This window comes from bacterium, from assembly GCA_035307765.1.
Taxonomy (GTDB): Bacteria; Sysuimicrobiota; Sysuimicrobiia; order Sysuimicrobiales; family Segetimicrobiaceae; genus Segetimicrobium.
On the sequence record DATGHU010000026.1, the window covers coordinates 100,601 to 121,717 of the forward strand.

Annotated in this window: 19 protein-coding genes and 1 pseudogene; 3 read left to right on the forward strand and 17 right to left on the reverse strand. The window is 71.1% G+C overall.

Features of this window, described 5'->3' with window-relative positions:
• Positions 1-58 precede the first annotated feature (58 nt).
• From ftsZ to VKV57_08550, 17 genes are all read right to left on the reverse strand, one after another.
• Positions 59-1,132, reverse strand: a complete 1,074-nt coding sequence (ftsZ, locus tag VKV57_08470) for a cell division protein FtsZ (GenBank protein ID HLW59944.1) — start codon at positions 1,130-1,132, stop codon at positions 59-61.
• A 225-nt stretch (positions 1,133-1,357) separates the two neighbouring features.
• Positions 1,358-2,599, reverse strand: coding sequence for a cell division protein FtsA (ftsA, locus tag VKV57_08475; protein HLW59945.1), 1,242 nt, complete (start codon positions 2,597-2,599; stop codon positions 1,358-1,360).
• Between the two features lie 22 nt (positions 2,600-2,621).
• Positions 2,622-3,479 (reverse strand): FtsQ-type POTRA domain-containing protein, encoded by an 858-nt coding sequence (locus VKV57_08480; GenBank protein ID HLW59946.1) that lies wholly within the window; start codon positions 3,477-3,479, stop codon positions 2,622-2,624.
• Between the two features lie 10 nt (positions 3,480-3,489).
• Entirely contained in the window at positions 3,490-4,416 is a 927-nt protein-coding gene (murB, locus tag VKV57_08485) for a UDP-N-acetylmuramate dehydrogenase (GenBank protein ID HLW59947.1), read from the reverse strand.
• Positions 4,409-5,803 carry a UDP-N-acetylmuramate--L-alanine ligase gene (gene murC / locus VKV57_08490; GenBank protein ID HLW59948.1) on the reverse strand — a complete coding sequence of 465 codons (1,395 nt, stop codon included), beginning with the start codon at positions 5,801-5,803 and terminating at the stop codon, positions 4,409-4,411. Before murC ends, murB begins: the two co-directional genes overlap by 8 nt.
• Complete coding sequence (murG, locus tag VKV57_08495) at positions 5,800-6,933, reverse strand: undecaprenyldiphospho-muramoylpentapeptide beta-N-acetylglucosaminyltransferase (GenBank protein HLW59949.1); 1,134 nt, start codon at positions 6,931-6,933, stop codon at positions 5,800-5,802. Before murG ends, murC begins: the two co-directional genes overlap by 4 nt.
• Positions 6,918-8,087: a putative lipid II flippase FtsW gene (ftsW, locus tag VKV57_08500; GenBank protein HLW59950.1), complete on the reverse strand. Its 1,170-nt coding sequence runs from the start codon at positions 8,085-8,087 to the stop codon at positions 6,918-6,920. Before ftsW ends, murG begins: the two co-directional genes overlap by 16 nt.
• Positions 8,078-9,571 (reverse strand): UDP-N-acetylmuramoyl-L-alanine--D-glutamate ligase, encoded by a 1,494-nt coding sequence (murD, locus tag VKV57_08505; protein HLW59951.1) that lies wholly within the window; start codon positions 9,569-9,571, stop codon positions 8,078-8,080. The genes ftsW and murD overlap by 10 nt, the downstream gene beginning before the upstream one ends.
• A complete protein-coding gene (gene mraY / locus VKV57_08510) occupies positions 9,568-10,533 on the reverse strand; it encodes a phospho-N-acetylmuramoyl-pentapeptide-transferase (GenBank protein HLW59952.1) in 966 nt (321 codons plus the stop codon). The genes murD and mraY overlap by 4 nt, the downstream gene beginning before the upstream one ends.
• Complete coding sequence (gene murF, locus VKV57_08515) at positions 10,530-11,966, reverse strand: UDP-N-acetylmuramoyl-tripeptide--D-alanyl-D-alanine ligase (GenBank protein HLW59953.1); 1,437 nt, start codon at positions 11,964-11,966, stop codon at positions 10,530-10,532. The genes mraY and murF overlap by 4 nt, the downstream gene beginning before the upstream one ends.
• Complete coding sequence (locus VKV57_08520; GenBank protein HLW59954.1) at positions 11,966-13,450, reverse strand: UDP-N-acetylmuramoyl-L-alanyl-D-glutamate--2,6-diaminopimelate ligase; 1,485 nt, start codon at positions 13,448-13,450, stop codon at positions 11,966-11,968. Before VKV57_08520 ends, murF begins: the two co-directional genes overlap by 1 nt.
• Positions 13,451-13,569: 119 nt before the next feature.
• Complete coding sequence (locus VKV57_08525; protein HLW59955.1) at positions 13,570-15,291, reverse strand: penicillin-binding transpeptidase domain-containing protein; 1,722 nt, start codon at positions 15,289-15,291, stop codon at positions 13,570-13,572.
• Positions 15,288-15,617, reverse strand: coding sequence for a hypothetical protein (locus VKV57_08530; GenBank protein ID HLW59956.1), 330 nt, complete (start codon positions 15,615-15,617; stop codon positions 15,288-15,290). The genes VKV57_08525 and VKV57_08530 overlap by 4 nt, the downstream gene beginning before the upstream one ends.
• A gap of 137 nt (positions 15,618-15,754) precedes the next feature.
• Positions 15,755-16,753 carry a 16S rRNA (cytosine(1402)-N(4))-methyltransferase RsmH gene (gene rsmH, locus VKV57_08535; protein ID HLW59957.1) on the reverse strand — a complete coding sequence of 333 codons (999 nt, stop codon included), beginning with the start codon at positions 16,751-16,753 and terminating at the stop codon, positions 15,755-15,757.
• 76 nt (positions 16,754-16,829) lie between these two features.
• A complete protein-coding gene (gene mraZ / locus VKV57_08540; GenBank protein HLW59958.1) occupies positions 16,830-17,300 on the reverse strand; it encodes a division/cell wall cluster transcriptional repressor MraZ in 471 nt (156 codons plus the stop codon).
• A 111-nt stretch (positions 17,301-17,411) separates the two neighbouring features.
• Positions 17,412-17,924 (reverse strand): DUF5317 family protein, encoded by a 513-nt coding sequence (locus tag VKV57_08545; protein ID HLW59959.1) that lies wholly within the window; start codon positions 17,922-17,924, stop codon positions 17,412-17,414.
• Between the two features lie 26 nt (positions 17,925-17,950).
• The gene (locus VKV57_08550) at positions 17,951-18,217 is read right to left on the reverse strand and encodes a hypothetical protein (protein HLW59960.1); all 267 of its coding nucleotides are present in this window, start codon (positions 18,215-18,217) and stop codon (positions 17,951-17,953) included.
• 152 nt (positions 18,218-18,369) lie between these two features.
• On the opposite strand from VKV57_08550, the gene VKV57_08555 reads away from it, so the two are divergent.
• From VKV57_08555 to VKV57_08565, 3 genes and pseudogenes are all read left to right on the forward strand, one after another.
• Positions 18,370-18,774 carry a RidA family protein gene (locus VKV57_08555; protein HLW59961.1) on the forward strand — a complete coding sequence of 135 codons (405 nt, stop codon included), beginning with the start codon at positions 18,370-18,372 and terminating at the stop codon, positions 18,772-18,774.
• Between the two features lie 291 nt (positions 18,775-19,065).
• Positions 19,066-20,106 carry a zinc-dependent alcohol dehydrogenase family protein gene (locus VKV57_08560; protein ID HLW59962.1) on the forward strand — a complete coding sequence of 347 codons (1,041 nt, stop codon included), beginning with the start codon at positions 19,066-19,068 and terminating at the stop codon, positions 20,104-20,106.
• Between the two features lie 175 nt (positions 20,107-20,281).
• Positions 20,282-21,108, forward strand: a pseudogene (locus tag VKV57_08565) (SDR family oxidoreductase).
• The last annotated feature ends 9 nt before the right edge of the window (positions 21,109-21,117 follow it).

Genomic DNA, 21,117 nt, shown 5'->3' on the forward strand with positions numbered 1-21,117 from the left:
GATCCGCCGCCTCCCCCCTATTGGGGCGGCCTACGCGTCGGGCGAGCGATCCGGTCCGCTAGCGCTTCCGCAGGAAGGCCGGGATGTCCAGATCGTCGCGCTCCAACCGGGGGCTCCCGACCTCGTCGCCCCCTCCCACCCTCACGCTGTCGTCGTCGATCGATTCGTGATCGAGCCGCCGCCCCTCGAACCCCGTCGCGATGACGGTGATGCGCACCTCGCCGTCGAGGGTGTCGTCGATCACCGCGCCGAAGATGATGTTGGCGTCGGGATCCGCCGCCTTCTGGACGACCTGGGCGGCCTCGCTCACCTCGAGCAGCGCCAGATCGGTGCCGCCGGTGATATTCATCAGCACGCCCCGCGCCCCTTGCATCGACGTTTCAAGCAGCGGGCTGGCGATCGCCATCTCCGCCGCCTTGACGGCGCGGCCGTCGCCGCTGGCCACGCCGATACCGATGAGCGCGGACCCGGCCTCCGCCATGATCGTGCGCACGTCGGCGAAGTCGAGGTTGATCAGCCCCGGCACGGTGATCAGGTCCGCGATCCCCTGCACCCCCTGCCGCAGGATATCGTCGGCCACGCGGAACGCCTCGACGACCGTGGCGGTCTTGTCCACGACCTGAAGGAGCCGATCGTTCGGGATCGTGATCACCGTGTTGACGCGCTGGCGGAGGTTGTGGATGCCCTCCTCCGCCGCCGTGGCCCGGCGGCGCCCCTCGAACCCAAACGGCCGCGTCACCACCCCGATCGTCAAGGCGCCGAGCTCGCGGCCGACATGCGCGACGATCGGCGCGCCCCCGGTGCCGGTGCCGCCGCCCATTCCCGCGGTGACGAAGATCATGTCGGCTCCCTCCAGCGCCTCGGTGAGCTCCTCCCGGCTCTCCTCCGCGGCCTGTCGGCCGACATCCGGATCGCCTCCCGCCCCCAGTCCGCGGGTGAGCTTCGACCCGATGTGGATCTTCTTGTCGGCGTTGCTGAGCGCCAGCGCCTGCGCGTCGGTGTTGATGGCGATGAACTCGACCCCCCGAAGCCCCGCGCTGATCATCCGGTTCACCGCGTTGCTGCCGCCGCCGCCGACCCCCACGACCTTGATCGCCGCGTATCGCCGTAGATCCCGCTCCCCGTTCGCCATCCTCAGCCCTCCTGCCGGATCTGGAGGAGACCCACGTCTCTCCCCCGCGCGACCGGCGTTCGCCGGTTCGGTTCCCCAGGACAACATCCGTTCGATCGGGTGCCGCGACCGTTGCGCCATTGTCCTACCCCGTGTGCAGCGTCTCTGTCATTCGGTGCGGAGTGCCTAACCTCCACCCTAGGCCAATGCCCGCCCCGTGCTGGACACGGGGCCCCGCGGGTTCCGCTAGGCGCCCAAGGTAAATTCGCGGATCCACTGGCGGACCCGACCGTACACCGTCCCGTGCCCGTTGAGGCTCCTCGCCCCCCGGCCCACCCGGCGCCGCCGCGCGGCGTGCAGCACCAGCCCGACGCCGGTCGCGAAGGCCGGGCTGCTCACCGTGTCGGCCACGCTCCCCGAAATGTCGGGCAGCCCGACCCGCGCCGCCATGCCCAGCCGATCGGAAAACAATTCGGCCAGCCCGTCCAGCTGCGCCGTGCCCCCGGTCACCACCACTCCGGCGGGGATGCGGTAGGCCAAGCCGGAGCGGACGAGCTGCGTCTTCACCAGCCCGGCGATCTCGGCGATCCGCGGCTCGATGATCTCGCACAGCGCCCGCCGCGGCAGCGCCCGCGGCTCATGGCTGCCGACGTGCATCACCTCGATCAGCTCGCCCTCGCCGGCGAACGCGGACAGCGTGCCGCCGTCGCGGAGCTTCAATCGTTCGGCGTCGGCAAACGACATCCGGAGCCCCACGGCGATGTCGTTGGTGACGTGGTTGCCCCCGTAGGGCAGCACCGCGGTGTAGCAGAGCCCGCCGCCGGTGAAGACGCCGAGGCTGGTGGTCCCGCCGCCGATGTCCACCAGCGCCACGCCGAGCTCGCGCTCGGCCGTAGAGAGCACCGCCTCGCCGGAGGCAAGCGACTCCAGGACCAGCGCATCGCTGTCCAGCCCGGCCCGCTGCACGCACTTCAGAAGATTGGCCAGCAGCGTGCTCGCCCCCGTCACGATGTGTGCCTCGACCTCGAGCCGCGTGCCGTACATCCCGACCGGGCTCTTCACCCCGTCCTGGCCGTCGACGATGAAGTCGCGCGGGAGCAGGTGGACGATCTCGCGGTCGCTCGCCGGCACCGCGGCCATCCGCGCCGCCTCGACCACCCGCGCCACGTCCTGCTCTTCGATCTCGTGATCCGCCCGGGAGACGGCGACGACCCCGCGGCTGTTCTGGGAGGCGAGATGCCCACCGGAAACGCCGACGATCGCGGTGGCGATGCGGAGCCCCGCCATCCGCTCGGCCTTGTCCACCGCCTCCTCAATCGCGCGGGTGGTGGCCTCCAGGTCGACGACGACGCCCTTCCGCACGCCAACAGACGAAGAGGTCCCCATCCCTGTGATGTGGACCTCTCCATCTTCATCGAGCTCGGAAACGATCACGCAGACCTTGGTGGTCCCGATATCGAGCCCCACCAGGACCGCCCGCTTTGCCAACCGGGTGCACCTCCGGGTTCGACTAAGGGGGCGATGGACGGTGCATCGCCGGATCTATTCCACGCGCCCAAGGGTTCTCCTGCCTGCCCGCCGCGCCGGTGCCCTGCGCGGACGCCGCCGCCGGCTGGATGACGACGTTCCCCGGAAACCGCAGGTCGACGTACTGGACCCGCACCTTCCGCGCCGCGATCGCGTCGAGCACCTCGGGGACGAGCGCGAGGCGCTCCGCGACCCGCCGGCCTCCCCCCAGGCGGATGACCGTGCCGTCGCCGAGCGTGAGGCTGGCTTCGCCGTTTCGGTCGACCCTCACCAGGGCCACCTGCGGCCGCAGCGCCTCGGGCAGCGCGACCGCGATCCACGCCCCCAAGCGCACATCGGGGGACCCCAGCGTGGTGCCGACTTCCACGGCGGCGGGGGCGAAGCGGTCGACGATCAGCACGGGGAGCGTTCCGGGATCGCTCGACTCCCGAATCGCCACCGCGTCCTCGCCGAGGAGAATGTACCCGGCGTCCGCCAGCAGCGCCGCCACCGGAGGGCGCTCCCGGATCGTGATCGTCAGGCGTCGGGGAAACGCCATCGCCACCGAGACGTCCTGGACGCGCGGATCGGCGAGCAGGCGCCCGCGGATCTCGCCGGCGTTCACGCGGAAGGCGTTCAGGCCCGGGCCCACTCCGGCGCGGCCCAGGGCGTCGTCCGACGCCACCGCGGAGTTGCCGAGGACGGTCACCGACTGCAGGTCGAACACGGATGAGGCCGGGACCGCAGCGAGGGCGCACAGCGAGGCGATGGCGGCACAGAACCGCAGCAGGCGGCGCGCGGACACGCCGGGACGCGGGGGCGGTGCCGGACGCGTCTCGGGAAGGGGAACCACCACCGACATCAGGGACCCCTCATGCCGGGTCGAACTCCCCGACGAGTTTGATCTCCGGCCGGAGGTCGACCCCCGACCGTTCGCGCACGCGCGAGCGGACCTGCTCGATCAGCGTCAGCACCTCCGCCGCCCGGGCGCCCCCAGCGTTCAGGATGTAGTTGGCGTGGCGATCGCTCACCACCGCTCCGCCGACGCGCAGGCCCTTCGCCCCCGCTGCGTCGATCAGCCGCCCGGCGTGATCCCCCTCCGGGTTGCGGAAGACGCACCCCGAACTGGGCGGTCCGAGGGGCTGCGTGTCGCTGCGGGTCTCCAGCCACGCGTCGAGACGGGCGAGGCACTCGGCGGGATCGGCCGGGAGCAGGGTCAGCTCGACCTCCAGCACGATGCCGGGATCCTCCTGCAGTCGGCTGTGCCGGTACCGAAACCCCATCTCCTCCCGGGTCCACCGCCGTTCGCCCGCGGGGGTCAGCACCCGCACCCGGGTGGTGACGTCCGCGATGCAGCGGTCATGCGCGCCCGCGTTCATGACGACGCCCCCGCCGATCGACCCGGGAATCCCCGCGGCGAACTCGAGCCCGCTGAGGCCGCGGGCCGAAGCGGCCCGGCTGAGCAGCGGCAGGCTGACCCCGCACTCCGCGGCGACGCGGGCGTCCTCGTACCGAACCGCCTCCTGCCCGCGGCCGGTCTTGATGACGACGCCGCGCACCCCGCGGTCGGCGACGAGGACGTTGCTGCCGCGTCCCAGGATCACAAACGGCAGGCCCTCCCGGTACAGCCACGCCACCGAGGCGGCGAGCTGATCGAGCGAGCCGGGCAGGAGCAGGATGTCGGCCGGCCCGCCGATGCGGAACGTCACGTGGCGGCTCAGCGGCTCGTCGACGCGCACGCCGCCCGGGCACAGCCGCTCCAAATGGCTCGCCAGCGTGTCGGACACCGCCTTAGCCACGCGGGGCGCCGACCTCCCGCGCGCGCAGCCGCGAGACGATGGCGTCCCCGATCTTCCAGACGTCGCCCGCCCCGATCGTCAAGACGAGGTCTCCGGGACGGAGGCGCCCATCCAGCGCGGGGGCCACCTGCGCGGCGTCGGGAATGAACTCGACCGGCCGGCGCGCGCCGACCGCGCGGACGATGATGCCGGCATCGACCCCCGCGATCGGGGTCTCGTCCGCGCCGTAGAGCTCCGTGATGATCACCTCGTCCGCGGCGTCGAACGCCCCGGCGAACTGCGGCCCCACGGTCTGCGTGCGGCTGTACCGGTGGGGCTGGAAGACGGCGATGATCCTGGAGTGGGGCCAGCACTGCCGGGCCGCCTGGAGGAGGGCACCGACCTTCGTGGGGTTGTGCGCGTAGTCGTCGACGATCAGGACGCCGCCCACCTCCCCCCGCACCGTGAACCGCCGCTGCACGCCGCGAAACGCCTCGAGCGCCGAGGCGGCGATCCCAAAGGGGATCCCCAGCTCCAGGCTGACGGCCAGCGCGCCGAGTGCGTTCTGGACGTTGTAGGCTCCCGGGACCGCCAGGGTCACCTCACCGAGCGCCGCCCCGCCCCGGTGCGCCTGGAACACGGTGTGCGCCCCGACCATCTCCACGGCCTCCGCGGTGTACGTCGCCCCGGCCACCAGGCCGTAGGTCACCCCGCGCCCCCCGAACCCCTCCGCCAGCGCCCGCCCCGCGGACGCATCGGCGCAGACCACCGCGAACCCCTGCCGCGGCAGCCGGTCGAGGAACCGCCGGAACGTCTCCAGCACCTGCTCGGCCGAGCCGTAGTAGTCCAGGTGATCGGTGGCATCGACGGTGGTGACGACCGCGATCTCCGGCGACACCTGGAGCAGCGACCCATCGCTCTCGTCGACCTCCGCGACCAGGTCCCGGCCCACGCCCGCGCGCGCGTTCCCGCCGAAGTCATCGACCTCGCCGCCGATCAGCACCGTCGGGTCCCTTCCGGCGCGCTCCAGGATCCGCGCGATCATCGAGGTGGTCGTGGTCTTCCCGTGCGTCCCGACCACGGCCGTGCTCCGCATCCCCTCCATCAACCCCGCCAGCATCACCGCCCGGTGCAGGACCGGGACACCGCGCGCACGCGCCGCCAGCGCCTCGACGTTCCCCTCCGGCACGGCCCGGCTGGTCACCACCACCTGCGCGTCGGCGACGTTCGCCGCGGCGTGGCCGATCTCGATCCGGGCCCCCGCGGCCCGCAGGCGCTTGGTGACCTCGCTCTCCCGGAGATCTGAGCCCGAGACGACAAAGCCGCGGGCGATCAACACCGACGCGATCGCGCTCATCCCGGCCCCGCCGATGCCGACGAAGTGCACGCGCGATCCCGTGGGGATCATCCGCACACCTCCTCGCGGACCGGGTGGGCGATTCGCTCCACGAGCGCCACGATCCGCTCCGCGGCGTCCGGCCGCCCCTGGCCGCGCGAGGCCGCGGCCATCGCCCGGAGCCGCGGCGGCGCATCGACCAGCGCCGTGATCTCGCCGGCCAGCGCCTCGCCGGTGAGCGCCTCGTCGCGCAGCAGGCTCGCCGCGCCGGCGGCAACCAGCGGGGCGGCGTTGTGCGACTGGTGGTCGTCGGCCGCGTAGGGATACGGGACGAGGATCGACGGCAGGCCGCACGCGGTGATCTCGGCGAGCGCGTTGGCGCCGCACCGGCTGACCACGAGATCGGCGCACGCGTAGGCCGCGCCGATCCGCTCGAGGTAGGGCAGGCGCACGTATCCGACTCCATCGGCCCGCGCCGGCGCCGGCCGATCGGGCGCCGCCCCGCTCCACCCCCGACCGATCTGATGGAGGATCTGCAGATCCCGGCGCGGGGCGAGGCGCCCCACCGCCTCTTCCACCGCCCGGTTCAACCGGGCGGCCCCCTGGCTGCCCCCGACCACCAGGACCGTCCGCCGATCGGGGGCGAGCCCAAACGCGCGCAGGCCGTCGTCGCGCGTCGCCGCGAGCACCTCCCGCCGGACCGGCAGCCCGGTCACCGCCGTGCGCCCGGCCGGCAGGCGCGACGCGGCGGCCTCGGACGCCACCGCCACCACCCGGCTGTACCGCGCCAGGATCCGGTTCGTCCGACCGGGGACCGCGTTGCCCTCGAGCACCACGACCGGCGCGTTGAGGACGGCGGCCGCCAGCACCGGAGGGAGCGCGGCGATCCCGCCGGTGGCGATCACCGCGGCGGGCCGAAACCGCGCCACCGCCCCCACCGCCTGCCCCAGGCTGAGGACGGCGGTCGCTCCGGACCAGGCCACCCGGAGCGGCGCCAGGCTCCTCGGCGGCCGGACGGCCAGGCCGACAAAGGGAATGCCGGACGCCGGCACCAGGCGCGCTTCCATCCCTCCCCCGCTCCCCACAAACACGAGACGGGTCGCGGGATCGTGCCGCTGGAACGCCTCGGCCAGGGCCAGCGCCGGGTAGACGTGGCCCCCCGTCCCCCCGCCGGCCAGCATGATGTTCATGGGCGCGCCCACGCCGCGCGCCGCGGCTTGGAGGGCGGCCGCTCCGCCGCGACCGGCTCGGGGCGATGGGCGTACTGGGAGAGGTTCAGCAGGATGCCGATGGCGAGAAAGCTGAAGACGAGCGAGGATCCGCCGAAGCTGATGAACGGGAGCGGCACGCCGGTCACGGGGACCGCGCCGGAGACGACGCCGATGTTCAGCGCCGCCTGGCCCACCAGCATCGTCACCAGGCCGGAGGTCAGCAGCATCCCGAAGCGGTCGGGGATCCGCGACGCGATGCGGTATCCCCAGACGACCACGAGGACGAACAGCAGGATGATCGCGGTGGTGCCCACCAGCCCGAGCTCCTCGCCGATGATCGCGAAGATGAAGTCGGTGTGGCGCTCCGGCAGGTAGAAGAACTTCTGCTGGCTGTGGCCGAGCCCGAGGCCGACGAGCCCCCCGGAGCCCAGGGCGAGGAGCGACTGGATGATGTGAAACCCCGTGCCGCGCGGGTCCTTCCAGGGATCGAGGAAGGCCAGCAGCCGGCTGCTGCGGTAGGACTCGCGCAGGATGACGACCAGCCCCAGCGGGACCGCGGCCGCGCTCACGAGCAGCAGGTGCCAGACGCGCGCCCCCCCCAAGAACAGCATCACCACGGTGATGAGCCCCAGCACGAGCACCGAGCCCAGGTCGGGCTGCTTGAGGATCGCGGCGCCGAGAACCAGGAAGACGATCAGCGGCGGAAGCAGCCCCGCCCCAAACTCGCGGACCCGCTCGCCGCGGTTGGCGAGGAAGTTGCTGAGGTAGAGGATCGTCGCGAGCTTCGCCAGCTCCGCGGGCTGGAAGTTGAAGACGCCCCCCAGCGACAGCCACCGGCGCGCGCCGCCGGCGACCCGGCCGATGTGGGGGAAGAGCACGAGGATCACCGCGGCGATGGCGAGGGCGAGCAGCGGGATCGTCCACCGCCGGAGCCTGAGGTAGTGGACGTGCCACGCCACCGACATCGCGCCGAGCCCGATGACCGCGTAGATGAGCTGGCGCTTCAGGAAGAAGGCGCCGTCGTGGAACTGAGCCTGGGCCGCGACCGAACTCGCGCTGTAGACCATCACGACGCCGACGCAGGTCAGCCCGAGCGCGATGACAAAGAGCCCCCACGCCGGTCCGCGGCGGTGGATCAGGTCCATCGTCCGGCCCCTCCCACCCCGGATGTGGCCTCGCCGGCGAGCGCCCCCACCAGCGCCAGGTACTGATCGCCCCGATCGCGGTAGTCGCGGAACTGGTCGAAGCTCTCGCACCCCGGGGAGAGCGTCACCACGTCCCCCGCCCGCGCGACCTCGCGCGCCGCGCGGACCGCCCCCGCGAGCGTGCCGCACTCGACCACGGGGTCCTGGACGCCGGCGGCCTCGAGCGCCTCCCGGATCCGCGGTGCCATCGCGCCGATCAACAGGACCGCGCGCACCGGCCGCCGAGCAAGCGCCGCGGCCATCGGGCGGAAGTCCTCCGCCTGCCCACCCGGGCGCTGTCCGCCAGCGATCAGCACCAGCGGCCCCTCAAACGCGGAAATCGCGGCGGCCGCCGCGGTGGGGTTGGTGGCCAGCGAATCCTCATAGTACCGGACCCCAGCGATCTCCGCGGCGAGCCGCATCCGGTAGGGCAGCCCCCGGAAGGCCCGCAGGACCCTACCCGCCGCCGCCGGGCTCGCGCCCGCCGCCCGCGCGGCGAGGGCCGCGGCGAGGGCGTTCTCGAGCGCGTGCGCGCCGGGGACCGCAAGGTCGCGCGCCGCGATCAGCCGGTCCTCCCTCCCCCCCAGCCGGACCGTGATCTGCCCGTCGACGACGCACGCCCCCTCTTCCACCGCCCCCAGGCGGCTGAAGGTGAGGACCCGCCCCCGGCACTCGGAGGCAAGTGCCCGGGACTGCGGGTCGTCGGCGTTCAGAATGGCCCAGTCCCCGGCCCGCTGATGGGCGAAGATGCCGGCCTTCACCCGCACGTACGCCTCGAACGAGCCGTGATCGTCGAGGTGGTGCGGCGCGAGGTTGGTGAGCACCGCGATCTTCGGGCTGTACGGCAGCCCCACCAGCTGGCGGTTGCTGATCTCCAGGACGAGGACCGCCTCCGGCGTCACCTCCGCCAGCCGGGAGAGGATCGGCACGTGGGTGCGATCGTTGCCGGTCACGAACGTCCGCCGCCCGCTCTCCTCGAGCATCTGCGCCGCGAGGTGGACCACCGTGAACTTCCCGTTCGTGCCCGTGACGCCGAGGATCGGGCAGGGGACGGTCTCGAAGAACAGCGCGGTCATGCTGCTGAGCGGCACGCCGCGATCCCGCGCGCGGGCCACCGGCTGGTTCTCTGGATGCCGGAACCACGCCTGGCCGGCGTAGATGATCTCCGCCCCGTCCAACCCGTCCAGGTATCGATCGCCGAACCGCCGCTCGATCGGCGCGGCGAGCAGCCGCTGGATCGCCGCCGCCTGCGCGGCCGGGGCCATCCAGGCGTGGTAGCGGCGGAAGGCGTCCGGAAACCCTTCGCGCGTCTCGAGATCGTGCGCGGTGATCGACGTCATCCCGCGGTCCAGGAGGAACTCGACGACGGTGCTCCCTTCCGTGCCGGCGAGGCCGATCACGTGGATGCGCTTCCCGCTCAGCCGCCGGAGGACGTCGGCGATCACGCGCCCAACCCCATCCCGATCGCCGCCAGCAGCGCGCCGCACACCCAGAACCGCACCACCGTCTGCGTTTCCGTCCACCCCAGCAGCTCGCAGTGGTGGTGGACGGGGCTCATCCGGAACAGGCGGCGGCCCGTCGTCCTAAACGAGGTCACCTGAAGGATCACCGAGACGGCCTCGGCGACAAACACGCCGCCCACGATCAGCGCCGCGAGCTCCATCTTCGCCAGGATCGCGGCCACCGCCAGCGCGGCGCCGAGGGCCTGCGACCCGACGTCCCCCATGAACACCCCCGCCGGGTGCGCGTTGAACCAGAGAAAGCCGAGCGCCGCCCCCGCCACCGCGGCGCAGAGGACGCCGACCGGCGCCGCCCCCGCCCGCGCGGCGAGGACCCCGAGGGCCAGGGCGGCGATGGCGACGCTGCCCGCGGCCAGCCCATCGAGCCCGTCGGTGAGGTTGACGGCATTGGCCATGCCGACGACGAGCAGCATGGCGAAGAGCGGATACCCCCAGCCCAGCGTCACCGACAGGTGCGTCCCCGGCACGGCCAGCGCCGACCCCAAATGCGGGTGGGCCACGGCGTAGGCGCCGAGCAGCAGCGGGGCCGGGATCTGGAGCAGCAGCTTCTCCCGCGCCCGCAGCCCCAGGTTGCGGCCGCGGGCGATCCCGATGGCGTCGTCGGCGCCGCCGATCGCGGCAAACACCACGATCACCCCGAGCGCGATCAGGAGGTCGGGCGGGGCTCCCAGGGCCGCCAGCCCGACGCCCAGCGCGGACACGACGGCCGCGCCGATGATCAACACCCCACCCATCGTCGGCGTGCCGGCCTTCTCCCCGTGCCGGGCCGGGGCGTCCGCCCGGATCGCCTGGACGGCGCCCACCCCGCGGAGCCAGCCGATCACCGGACCGCCCCCCACGAGCGTCAGCGCCGCGGCGATGCCTCCCGCGGCCAGAAACGGCGTCACGCCCCGCTCCCCTTCCCCGGCGCGCGCGTCGGCTCCGGCCGGCGGAGGGCTTCGATGATCCGCTCCATCTCCATCGCCCGCGAGCCCTTGATCAACGCGACCGCACCCGGGATCAGCTCGGCCCGCAGGAGCGCCACCACGGCGTCGGGGTCGTCGGTGTGCACCACCCGCGGCCCGCCCGCGGCCCGGGCCGCCGCCGCGAGGGTCGCGGCCAGCGGGCCGAAGGCGATGAGGAGGTCGATCCGCCGACGGGCCGCCTCGCGGCCGACCCGCTCGTGGGCCTCGACGGCGTGGACGCCGAGCTCCTTCATGTCGCCCAGCACCGCGATCCGCGGCGCGCCCTCGATCTCCTCCAGGGCGTCGAAGGCCGCGTGCATCGATTGCGGGCTGCTGTTGTAGACATCGTTGAGCAGGGTGATCCCGCCCACCCGCAGCGGTTCCAGCCGGCGCGGCAGCGGCCGCGCCTCCGCCAGCCCGCGCGCGATCGCCTCCGGGCCGACCCCCAGGGCGACGCCCACCGCCGCGGCGGCGAGCGCGTTCAGGATGGAGTGGCTGCCGGGCACCCCCAGCGCGACCGGCACATCGCCCGACGGCGTGTGCAGGCGAAACCGGCTGCCGCGTTCGGGCCGCACCTCGACCGCCGAGGCGCGGACGTCGCCGTCCCGGCCCCCGAAGGAGAGGATCCGGGCTCGGGTGCGCGGGGCCAGCGACATCGCCAGCGGATCCTCGGCGTTGAGGACCGCGACGCCGCCGGCGGGCAGCCCTTCCAGTAACTCGCCTTTCGCGGCCGCCAGCGCCTCGCGGCTGGGGAAGAAATCCATGTGCGACTCGCCGACGTTGGTGATCACGCCGATGTTCGGACCGGAGATCTCGACGAGCTCGCGGATCTGTCCCGGCCCGCGCATCGCCAATTCGAGCACCGCCACCTCGCAGTCCGCGGGCAGGTTGGCCAGCACGAGCGGCACCCCGAGTTCGGTGTTCCAGTTTTCCGGGGTGCGGGCGGTGCGAAACCGCTGCCCGGACACGGCGGCCGCCATCTCCTTGGTCGAGGTCTTCCCCACGCTGCCGGTGATGCCCACGACCCGAAGCGTCCTTCGGTCGCGGATGCCCCTGGCCAGTCGGTGAAAAGCACGCAGGGCGTCGGGAACGAGGATGATCGCCGCCGCACGCGGCGCGCCCGGCACGGGCTGGGACACCAGCGCCCCCCCGGCGCCGCGGCGCAGCGCCTCGCCGACGTAGCGGTGCCCGTCGGTGCGGGTGCCGGTCAGCGCGACGAACAGCATCCCCGGCGCCACGGCCCGGCTGTCGATCGCGACGCCGGCGAGCGGCGTCCCGCCCTCGCCGCTGGCGAGGGTGCCGCCGACGAGCGCGGCCACCTCGGCTGCGGTCAGCGCGGTCGCACCCGCGATTTCCTCCTCCATCGGCGCGCCCATCAGCGTCCGACTCCCACCCCGCCCCGGCGCGCCCGCAGCACCTCGCGCGCGACCTGCCGGTCGTCGAAGACCTCGATCCGGTCCTTCAGAATCTGGTACGGCTCGTGCCCCTTGCCGGCGATCACCACCACGTCGCCCGGCCGGGCGACGGCGATCCCGCGTTCGATCGCGGCGCGTCGATCCGGGATACTCTCGAAGTTGCCCGCGTCGCCGGCCCCCGCCTCGATCTCGCGGATGATTGCCACGGGATCTTCGCCCCGCGGATTATCCGACGTGAACACGGCGTAGTCAGCCAGGTCGGTGCCGATCCGCCCCATGATCGGCCGCTTGGTCCGATCGCGGTCCCCGCCGCAGCCGAATACCACGATCCGGCGGCCCCGGGTCACCTGCGCCGCCAGGCGCAGGATCTTCTCCAGGCTGTCCGGAGTGTGCGCGTAGTCGACGAGGACGGCGAACGGCTGGCCCTCGTCCACCACCTCGCACCGCCCCGGCACCCCCGCCACCGTCCGCAGCGCCGAGGCGATCACGTCCGGCGATACACCGCGCGCCAGCCCCACGGCGAACGCGGCGAGGGCGTTCGACACGTTGAACCGTCCGGGCAGCCGCAGCGCCAGCCGCTGCCGACCGCCCGGCCAGGCCACCGAGAACTGCGTGCCGTTCGGCTCGTGGGAGAGATCGGTCGCCCGGACCTCCGCGTCCGCGTCGATCCCGTAGGTGACGACCCGCGCACGGCTCCGGGCGGCCATCGCCGCCGCGCTGGGGTCATCCGCGTTCACGACGCAGGCGCCGTCGGGATCGACCATGGCGAACAGCCGAGCTTTGACGTCGCGGTAGCGGTCCAGATCGCCGTGGAAATCCAGGTGATCCTGGGTGAGATTCGTGAAGACCCCCGCGCGGAACCGGCACGACGCGACCCGGTGCAGCTCCAGCGCGTGCGAGGTCACCTCCATCGCCACATCGCCCACGCCCGCCCCGCAGAGGTCGGCCAGCAGACGCTGCAGGTCGGGGGCCTCCGGCGTGGTGGAGGTCGTCATCTCGAACGGCACCGAGACGCCGTTCGCCTCGACGCCGATCGTCCCAATCACCGCGGTGCGGTGACCCGCGGCACTCAACACCGCGTTGATGAGATAGGTCGTGGTCGTCTTGCCGTTGGTGCCGGTCACCCCGCACACCCACAGCCGCCGCGACGGATCGCCGTAGAACCGCGCGGCCAGCGCGGCGAGGGCCGGGCGCGTGTCGGGCACGACGACCTGGGCCACCGCGAGATCGGGGAGCGCATGGTCGACGAGGACCGCCGCGGCTCCGCGGCGGACGGCATCGGCAGCGTAGCGGTGGCCGTCGTGGACGAATCCCCGGACCGCGGCGAACAGGTCGCCCGGGCGCACCGCGTTCGAGTTGTAGGCAAGCCCTGAGATCTCGAGGTCGGGGGGTCCTTGTAGCGAGCAGGCCGGCTCCGTCCCCGCGAGCAGATCGGTCAACCGCATCGAGCGCCCCCCGCGCATCCATCCTGAGCCGGGTCCTGCCTGCCGCCGCCCCGGCCCCGCCGCCTTCGGGTATCCCGCCATCTACTGATATATTAGCAACTTCGGCCGGTTCCTAGACATCATTCGGGGGACTCGGCCGGCGGCACGCGCAGATACCACAACACCTGCCGGGCGATCTCGCGGAACGCCGGAGCGGCCACGTCCCCCCCGAAATATACCCCCCGCGGCCGATCCACAATCACCAAGATGGCGAGCCGGGGGGACGGGATCGGGACCATCCCCACAAACGACGAGACGTAGGCGCCGGGCTCGTACCCTCCCGTGGGGCTGGGGCGCTGGGCGGTCCCGGTCTTGCCGGCCACCGTGTACCCCGCCAGGCGGGCGTTGGTCCCGGTTCCCCCCGCCACCACCTCCCGCATCATCGCCAGCACTTCGTCGGCCACCCGGGGCTCGATCACCGGGTGCGGGGGGAGCGCGCCGGGCGTATCGATCGGGTGCCCCGCCGCGTCGCGGATCGCCTCCACGACGTGCGGGTGGACGGCGAGCCCGCCGGTGGCAAACGCCGAGGCGGCGACGAGGAGCTGGATCGGCGTGACGGAGATGCCCTGGCCGAACCCGATGTTCTGCAGGGAAGGTCCCAGCCACTGGCTCGTCGGCCGGATGATCCCCGCCCCCTCCCCCGGGAGATCGATCCCGGTGGGGTGCCCGAACCCAAACCGCAGGATGTACCCGTACAGCCGCTGCTTCCCCACCCGGGTGGCGACCTGGGCGGCGCCCACGTTGCTCGAGTACTTCACGATCTCCGCCAGGTTGAGCGGGCTGTGCTCGGGCGGCTCGGCGTCGTGGATCGTGGCGCCGTTAATCCGGATCTTGCCGGGATCGGGAAACTTCTCCTGCGAGCGGACCGCGTGGCTGCTCAGCGCCGCCGCGGCCAAGATCAGCTTGAACGTCGACCCCGGCTCGTAGACGTCGGAGACGGCCCGGTCCTTCCAGCTGGCGGAGGGGACCGCCTGGAACCGGTTCGGGTCGAAGGTGGGATACGTCGCCAGCGCAAGGATCGCCCCGGTGGTGGGGTCCATCACGATCGCGGTGCCGCCCTGGGCGCTGGCGGATTGCACCGCTCGGGCCAGCTCGCGCTCGGCGATGTGCTGGATCATCTCGTCCAAGGTCAGGACGAGCGTGTCCCCGTCGCGCGCCGGCGTGAGGATGCGCTGCGTCTGCACGAGCTCACGGCCGATGGCGTCGCGGTGGGCCGAGCCGATCCCCTCGACCCCGCGCAGGATGCCGTCGTACTCCAGCTCGAGACCGGCCAGGCCGGCGTCGTCCGTGCCCGCGAATCCGATCACGCTCGCCGCGAGCGGCCCGGCGGGGTAGACGCGGCGGGCCTCGGGGAGAACCCCGACCGCGTCCCCGAGCTGGAGCGCGCGAACGGCCTCAACCGTCTCAGGGGATTGGCGGCGGGCCAGCCAGGTAAAATACGGGCCGCCCCTCCGCAGCTGGAGCTCTACCTCCGCCGGGGTCAGATGGAGCGCGGGCGCCACCTCCCGCGCGAAGGCCGCGGGGTCCGGGATCGCCCGGGGAATCGCGTAGATGGAGTCGACGAAAATATTGACGGCCAGCCGCCGCCCGGCGCGGTCGACGATGTCCCCGCGTCGTCCCGGCAGCTTCAGCGACTCCAGCTGCTGGCTGATCGCCAGCCGCTGCAGGCTGCGCGCCCGGACCACCTGCAGGTCGACCAGGCGACCGAAGAGCAGCCCGAACGCGACCACCCACGCCACGAAGACCACGATCAGCCGCCACCGTGACGCGTCCTGTGCGGCGGGCGCGGCCCGGGGGGTCATTGCGGGGGCTCTGCCGCCGCCGCCTCGCTGCGATGGAAGTAGGCCCCGATGCGCTCCCACAGCCCAGGCGGCCGCGAGGCCCCTTGACGCGGTGCGGTCGGGGAGAGCGGGAGGGCGGCGATCTGCTCCGCCCTCGGGGCCCGCAACCCCATGCGGGTGGTGGCGATCTGCTCGATTCGAAGCGGGGCCCGGAGGGAGGAGGCGATGGCTTGGAGACGCTCGTGTTCGGACTCAAGCGCGGCGATGTTCTGCGTGAGCTGCAGGATCCGGTAACCGATGTGTGCGGCATTGGATGTGGCTGCGATGTATGCGATGGGTGGGAGCACGGCCAGTGCTGCGAACGTGAGGACGAGCGTGATGGGGGAACGTCTCCGCCGACGCCGGGTCGCCTCCTTCCCTCGTGGGCCCCAATGCTCCGGGATCAGCAAGGGGGACGATGGTGTGTGTGACCGAGCCGGGGAGTTCATGCCGCCCCCCGCAAAGGCGCCGGGCCGCCCGCCGGCTGGGGAAACGGTTCGTCCAGCCGCTCCGCCGCGCGAAGCCGGGCGCTCCGGGCCCGGGCGTTTTGGCGCACCTCGGCCAGCGAGGGGGTGACGGGCTTCTTCGTGATCACGCGCAGCAGACGTCGACCGCCGCACACGCACACCGGCACACCCGGAGGACAGGTACACCCCCGTGCGTACCGCGCGAAGGTCTGCTTGACAATCCGATCTTCGATGGAGTGAAAGGCGATCGCGCAGATCCGCCCTCCGGCACGGAGCCGGCCGATCGCCTGGGGGAGCCCGGCTTCGAGGGCCTCGACCTCCTGGTTCGTCGCGATGCGCAGCGCCTGAAACGTCCGGGTGGCGGGATGGTGCCGCCCCCGTCCGCCCCCCATCGCCGACTCGACCGCTCGCACAAGGTCGCGCGTCGTGGTGATGGGCCGCCGGGCGACGATCTGCCGGGCGATCCGGCGGGACGCGCGCTCCTCCCCGTAGCGGTAGATGAGGTCGGCCAGGTCGCGCTCGTGCAGGGTGTTCACCAGCTCCGCGGCCGTCACCGTCTGCCCGCGGTCCATGCGCATGTCCAGGGGGCCCTGACGGTCGAAGCTGAACCCGCGCTCCGGCTCGAAGAGCTGCCGGCTCGAAACCCCCAAGTCGAAGAGCACCCCGTCGATCAACCCCGCTCCCATCTCATCGAGCACCGCATTCAGCTCGGCAAAACTGGCCTGGCGCACGACGAGGTTCTGGCCGAACCGGCGCAGCCGATCCTCCGCCCGCTCCACGGCGTCGGCGTCGCGATCCAGCCCAATCAGCCGCCCCGCCGGCGCGATCCGCTCCAGCAACGCCTCGGCGTGCCCCCCGTCGCCGATGGTGGCGTCGACGATCACCGCCCCCGGGCGCGGCGCCAGCACGGCGAGCACCTCGTCCACCAGGACCGGGATGTGCGCTGAGGTTTCACGAGACCCTGCTGTCGGATTCATCCACAGGACCGCCACGGATCCGTCACACCAACTTTCATCGGTTCCCCCTGCCTCAGATCCCCGCAGGGGGCGACGCTTACAGGTTCAGTTCCTCGATCTGCTTGGCCAGCGCCTGCGGTGCCTTCACGATCCTGTTGAGTCTGGCCTGCCAGACCGGCGTGCTCCAGATCTCCAACCGGTTGCCCATCCCGATGATCGTCACGGCGCGAGCGATGCGGGCGTACTTGCGGAGGGGCGACGGGAGCGAGATCCGACCCTGCCGGTCCACATCACAGTCCGCGCTGGCGCGCATCATCCGGGCGAAGTCCCGAAAGCGAAACGGCAGGGCGCGGAGTTTTTCCTCCACCGAGGGCCATTCGGTTTGCGAGTACACCCAGATGCAGGGGTCGGACGCCCCGCGCGTCGCGATCACGCGCTCCCCCATCACCGAACGGAAATTGGGCGGGATCACCACCCGCCCTTTCTCGTCCAGAGCGTATTCCGCTTCTCCCCTGAACATCCGGTCTGCCGCCCATCCTCTTCCCCACTCGTCCCTATGAACTCCCACCTTTCTCCACTATTCCCCAATCTCCTTCATGAGCGGACATCGGGATCGACGAATTCCCAAAAAAAATAAGACCCCTGCCTTGAGGGCCACGGGATACGGACACATGTTCGCCTAACCGATCACGTGCGGCCCGTCCCCGCGAGCGATGGCTTCCCTCCCCATCTGCCGGGCGACGAATCCGGCCAGCCCGACCGCCATCAGGAGGTCACCCACGCTGACCACCGCCCCCAGGACGCCCACCCGAACGGGAAGCACGTCCCCGAGGAAGGCCCACCGGGTGCCCCGGCCGGCCGCCGTGTACCACGGATCGCCGCTGCCGAGCGCCATCAAGCCGAGCACCTGACCGGTCACCGGCATCCTCCCGCCGTTGGCGAGCATCACCAGCGTGTTCAGCGCGAGCCCAATGAACAGGATGGGCATCCAGGGGAGGCGGCGATTTCGCCAGAGCACGATGAGGGCTCCCAGATCGCCGGCCGCCAACAACGCGCGCGCCAGAACCGGGGGCACCGAGGCCGCACGCGCGGCCAGCACCAGGAGGACGGCGATGCCGAGGAACGGGAGGTTCTTGAGGGGGACGCTGCCGAGCGCGCGGAGGCTCCCACCCCGCGCCCACCCGATGCCCAACCCGGTGAGCGCGGCGAACAGGAGGATCAGAAGAGGACCTCCCGCCCGCCGGCCTTGTGTCGAACGATCACCACATCTGCGCTCTCCTGGAGGCGGCGGAGGGCATCGGTCATCGTGTCCACCCGCACCGATCGGAAGGCGAAGTCCGCGGAGCCCGTCCGTTCATCCTCGAACGCGGTCTTGCAGGCGGTGCAGTAGTGCCCCCGGGCAGGCAGGAATGACCCTTTCACCTGGCTCCAGCGGACCGTGACGTGGTTGATGACGCTCCGCTTCCCGCAGTTCGGGCACCGCATGGTAGCCCCCATTATAACATAGGACCCGCGCACCCCTTGACCCTATGCTCGTCGGCAACCGCCTCCCGATGCCTCGGCGATCCGCAGCACCCGGCCGTAGGGATGCCAGCGGGGCAGCGCGAAGAGCACGCTGCGCCGAGGACCTGAAGGAGGTGCGATCCGTGACCGGCATCCAGCGCATCCGCCTGGCGGGGCTCCTCCCGGAACCCGTCAGCCACTACTGCGACGCGGTACGGGCCGGGGACTACCTATACATCTCCGGGGTGGTGGCGATGGACCGGAACGGCCGCGTGGTCGGGAAGGGCGACGCTGCGCGGCAGGCGGAACAGGTTTTCGAACACATCGGACGGGTGCTGACACACGTCGGTGCTGATTTCTCCCGGGTGACGAGCGTTCTGATCCACCTAACGAACATGAACGATCGCGCCGTCATCAACCCCGTTCGGATTCGGATCTTCGGCGAGCACCGACCGGCAAGCACGCTCGTCCAGGTGACGGCCCTGATCCATCCTGACCTCCGCGTGGAGGTCACGTGCACCGCGTACCTGGGGAAGTAGCGGGCCAGAGCCATGCGCCCGCTCGCCACTTCGGCGGAGGAAGCGGCGGGGGCGCTCCAACCAAAACGTACGCCATCACGCACCGTGGACGAGGTCTGCTACCCGAGATCGGACTCCCCGGCATACGATGGCCGGGTGTCGGACACCTGCTTACTATCAGCCGCCCCACCACGCGATTACCTGGGATCATCGGATTCCACACGTCTACCTGAAGGGGGGGTGACACCCACGAACGGGACCGGCTGAACCGGGCGCGAAACGTAGTCAATAGTCAAGAGGAGACGAACGATCATGCGAGCAACGATCTTCAACGGACCAGGGAACATCGAACTTGGCGAGCGACCTGATCCCCAAATCCAAGAACCGACCGACGCCGTGGTTCGCGTCGTGCTCGGGTGTGTCTGTGGCTCCGATCTGTGGTACTACCGTGGCGAGTCCCCGCACGCACTGGGTCCCATCGGTCACGAGTTCATCGGCGTGGTCGAACAGATCGGAACAGACGTACACGGCATCAAGAAGGGCGCCCTGGTTGTGGCCCCCTTCACATACTGCGACGGCACCTGCGCGAACTGTCGTGCGGGCTGGCCGTCCAACTGCATCCACGGTGGCTCGTTCGGAAATCACGGGATCGACGGCGGACAGGGTGAAGCCGTGCGCGTGCCTCTCGCCGACGCCACCCTGGTCAGTGTTCCCGGCTCGGACCACTCAGACGAGACAATGGTCTCCCTGGTTACGCTCTCCGACGTGATGTGCACAGGTCACCACGCGGCGGTAAGCGCCGGTGTGAAGAATGGCGACACGGTCGCCATCGTCGGCGACGGGGCAGTTGGCCTGTGCGCCGTGATCGCCGCCAAGCGCCTCGGTGCCGAGCGCATCATCGCTTTGAGCCGCAACCCCGCTCGCCAAGAGCTTGCCCGGTCATTCGGCGCGACCGACATCCTCGCTGAGCGCGGCGATGAGGCAACCGAGAAAATCCTCCAGATGACCGATGGCATCGGCGTGGACGCTGCGCTCGAATGCGTCGGCACTGGACAGTCCATGGCCACGGCGTTCAGCATTGCCCGAGTCGGCTCGATTGTCGGTGCTATTGGTGCCCCACACGGCGTCGAGGTGCCGATCGAGACCGTTATTTTCCGCAACATCGGATTGCGCGGCGGCGTATCGCCCGTGCGGCGATACATCCCCGAACTGCTGGACGACGTTCTCGAAGGCCGCCTCAACCCGGGGCGAGTATTTGACTTTGCCACCGATCTCAACGGCATCGTCGAGGCCTATACCGCCATGAACGAGCGGCGCGCGGTCAAATCCCTCCTGCGAATCGGAACGATCTAGCGTAGAGTGGGCACCCTTACATCCAAGCTCAAACTGGCACGGTTGGTCACGCGGGAGCTGTCCTTCGACGAAATGAGTGACACATTTGAACGGATGACGCGCCTTGACACGGTCGGATTCGAAGTCATTACACGGGTCGCATGAAAGGCCCACAATTGTTGGTGAAAGGAATGCCATGACAAACGTAATTGTCCTCATCGGAGCCGGTCAGATCGGTCAAGCTGTCGCGCGGCGGGTTGGGGCCGGTAAGCATGTCTTGCTGGCCGATATGCGCGTGGACAATGCCGAAGCGGCACAGAGGTCCTGGGAAACGCCGGATTTGAGGTGAGCGTCGCGACGGTCGATGCCTCCTCACGCGAGGCCGTGCATGCGCTGGTCGAGACGGCCACGGGTCTGGGCGATGTCACTGGTCTTATCCATGCTGCCGGTGTTTCCCCGACGCAGGCATCACCGGCGACGATCCTCAAGGTCGATCTCTATGGCACGGCGCTCGTGCTGGAAGAGTTCGGCAGCGTCATCGCCCGCGGTGGTGCTGGTGTCGTCATCGCCTCGCAGTCGGGGCACCGTCTTCCCCCGCTCGCCGTCGAGCAAAATAAAGCATTGGCCACAGCACCGGTGGAAAAGCTGCTCAGTCTTCCCTTCCTCCAACCCGACAACGTGCCGGATTCTCTTCACGCCTACCAACTCGCGAAGCGCGGGAACTCGCTACGTGTAATGGCCGAGGCAGTGCGCTGGGGCAAGTGCGGTGCGCGGCTCAACGCGATCAGCCCAGGTATCATTGTGACCCCGCTCGCCAAGGACGAACTAACCGGGCCGCGTGGCGCAGGCTACCGGCGCATGATCGAGGTGTCTGCGGCCGGACGCGCTGGCACTCCAGACGAGGTGGGAACTGTCGGCGCGCTGCTGATGGGCCCGGACGGTGGGTTCATTACCGGCAGCGACTTCCTCATGGATGGCGGAGTGACCGCCGCCTACTGGTACGGCGATCTCGCTCCAAAGTGAGGACACAGC

What these genes read in the sequence shown, in the direction of transcription:
- murF (HLW59953.1), bottom strand. Translation starts at nt 11,966, where the DNA reads ATGGGCGCGCCGATGGAGGAGGAAATCGCGGGTGCGACCGCGCTGACC.
- rsmH (HLW59957.1), bottom strand. Translation starts at nt 16,753, where the DNA reads ATGAATCCGACAGCAGGGTCTCGTGAAACCTCAGCGCACATCCCGGTC.
- VKV57_08520 (HLW59954.1), bottom strand. Translation starts at nt 13,450, where the DNA reads ATGCGGTTGACCGATCTGCTCGCGGGGACGGAGCCGGCCTGCTCGCTA.
- ftsW (HLW59950.1), bottom strand. Translation starts at nt 8,087, where the DNA reads ATGGACCTGATCCACCGCCGCGGACCGGCGTGGGGGCTCTTTGTCATC.
- VKV57_08525 (HLW59955.1), bottom strand. Translation starts at nt 15,291, where the DNA reads ATGACCCCCCGGGCCGCGCCCGCCGCACAGGACGCGTCACGGTGGCGG.
- murC (HLW59948.1), bottom strand. Translation starts at nt 5,803, where the DNA reads ATGATCCCCACGGGATCGCGCGTGCACTTCGTCGGCATCGGCGGGGCC.
- ftsZ (HLW59944.1), bottom strand. Translation starts at nt 1,132, where the DNA reads ATGGCGAACGGGGAGCGGGATCTACGGCGATACGCGGCGATCAAGGTC.
- VKV57_08480 (HLW59946.1), bottom strand. Translation starts at nt 3,479, where the DNA reads ATGTCGGTGGTGGTTCCCCTTCCCGAGACGCGTCCGGCACCGCCCCCG.
- VKV57_08560 (HLW59962.1), top strand. Translation starts at nt 19,066, where the DNA reads ATGCGAGCAACGATCTTCAACGGACCAGGGAACATCGAACTTGGCGAG.
- VKV57_08550 (HLW59960.1), bottom strand. Translation starts at nt 18,217, where the DNA reads ATGCGGTGCCCGAACTGCGGGAAGCGGAGCGTCATCAACCACGTCACG.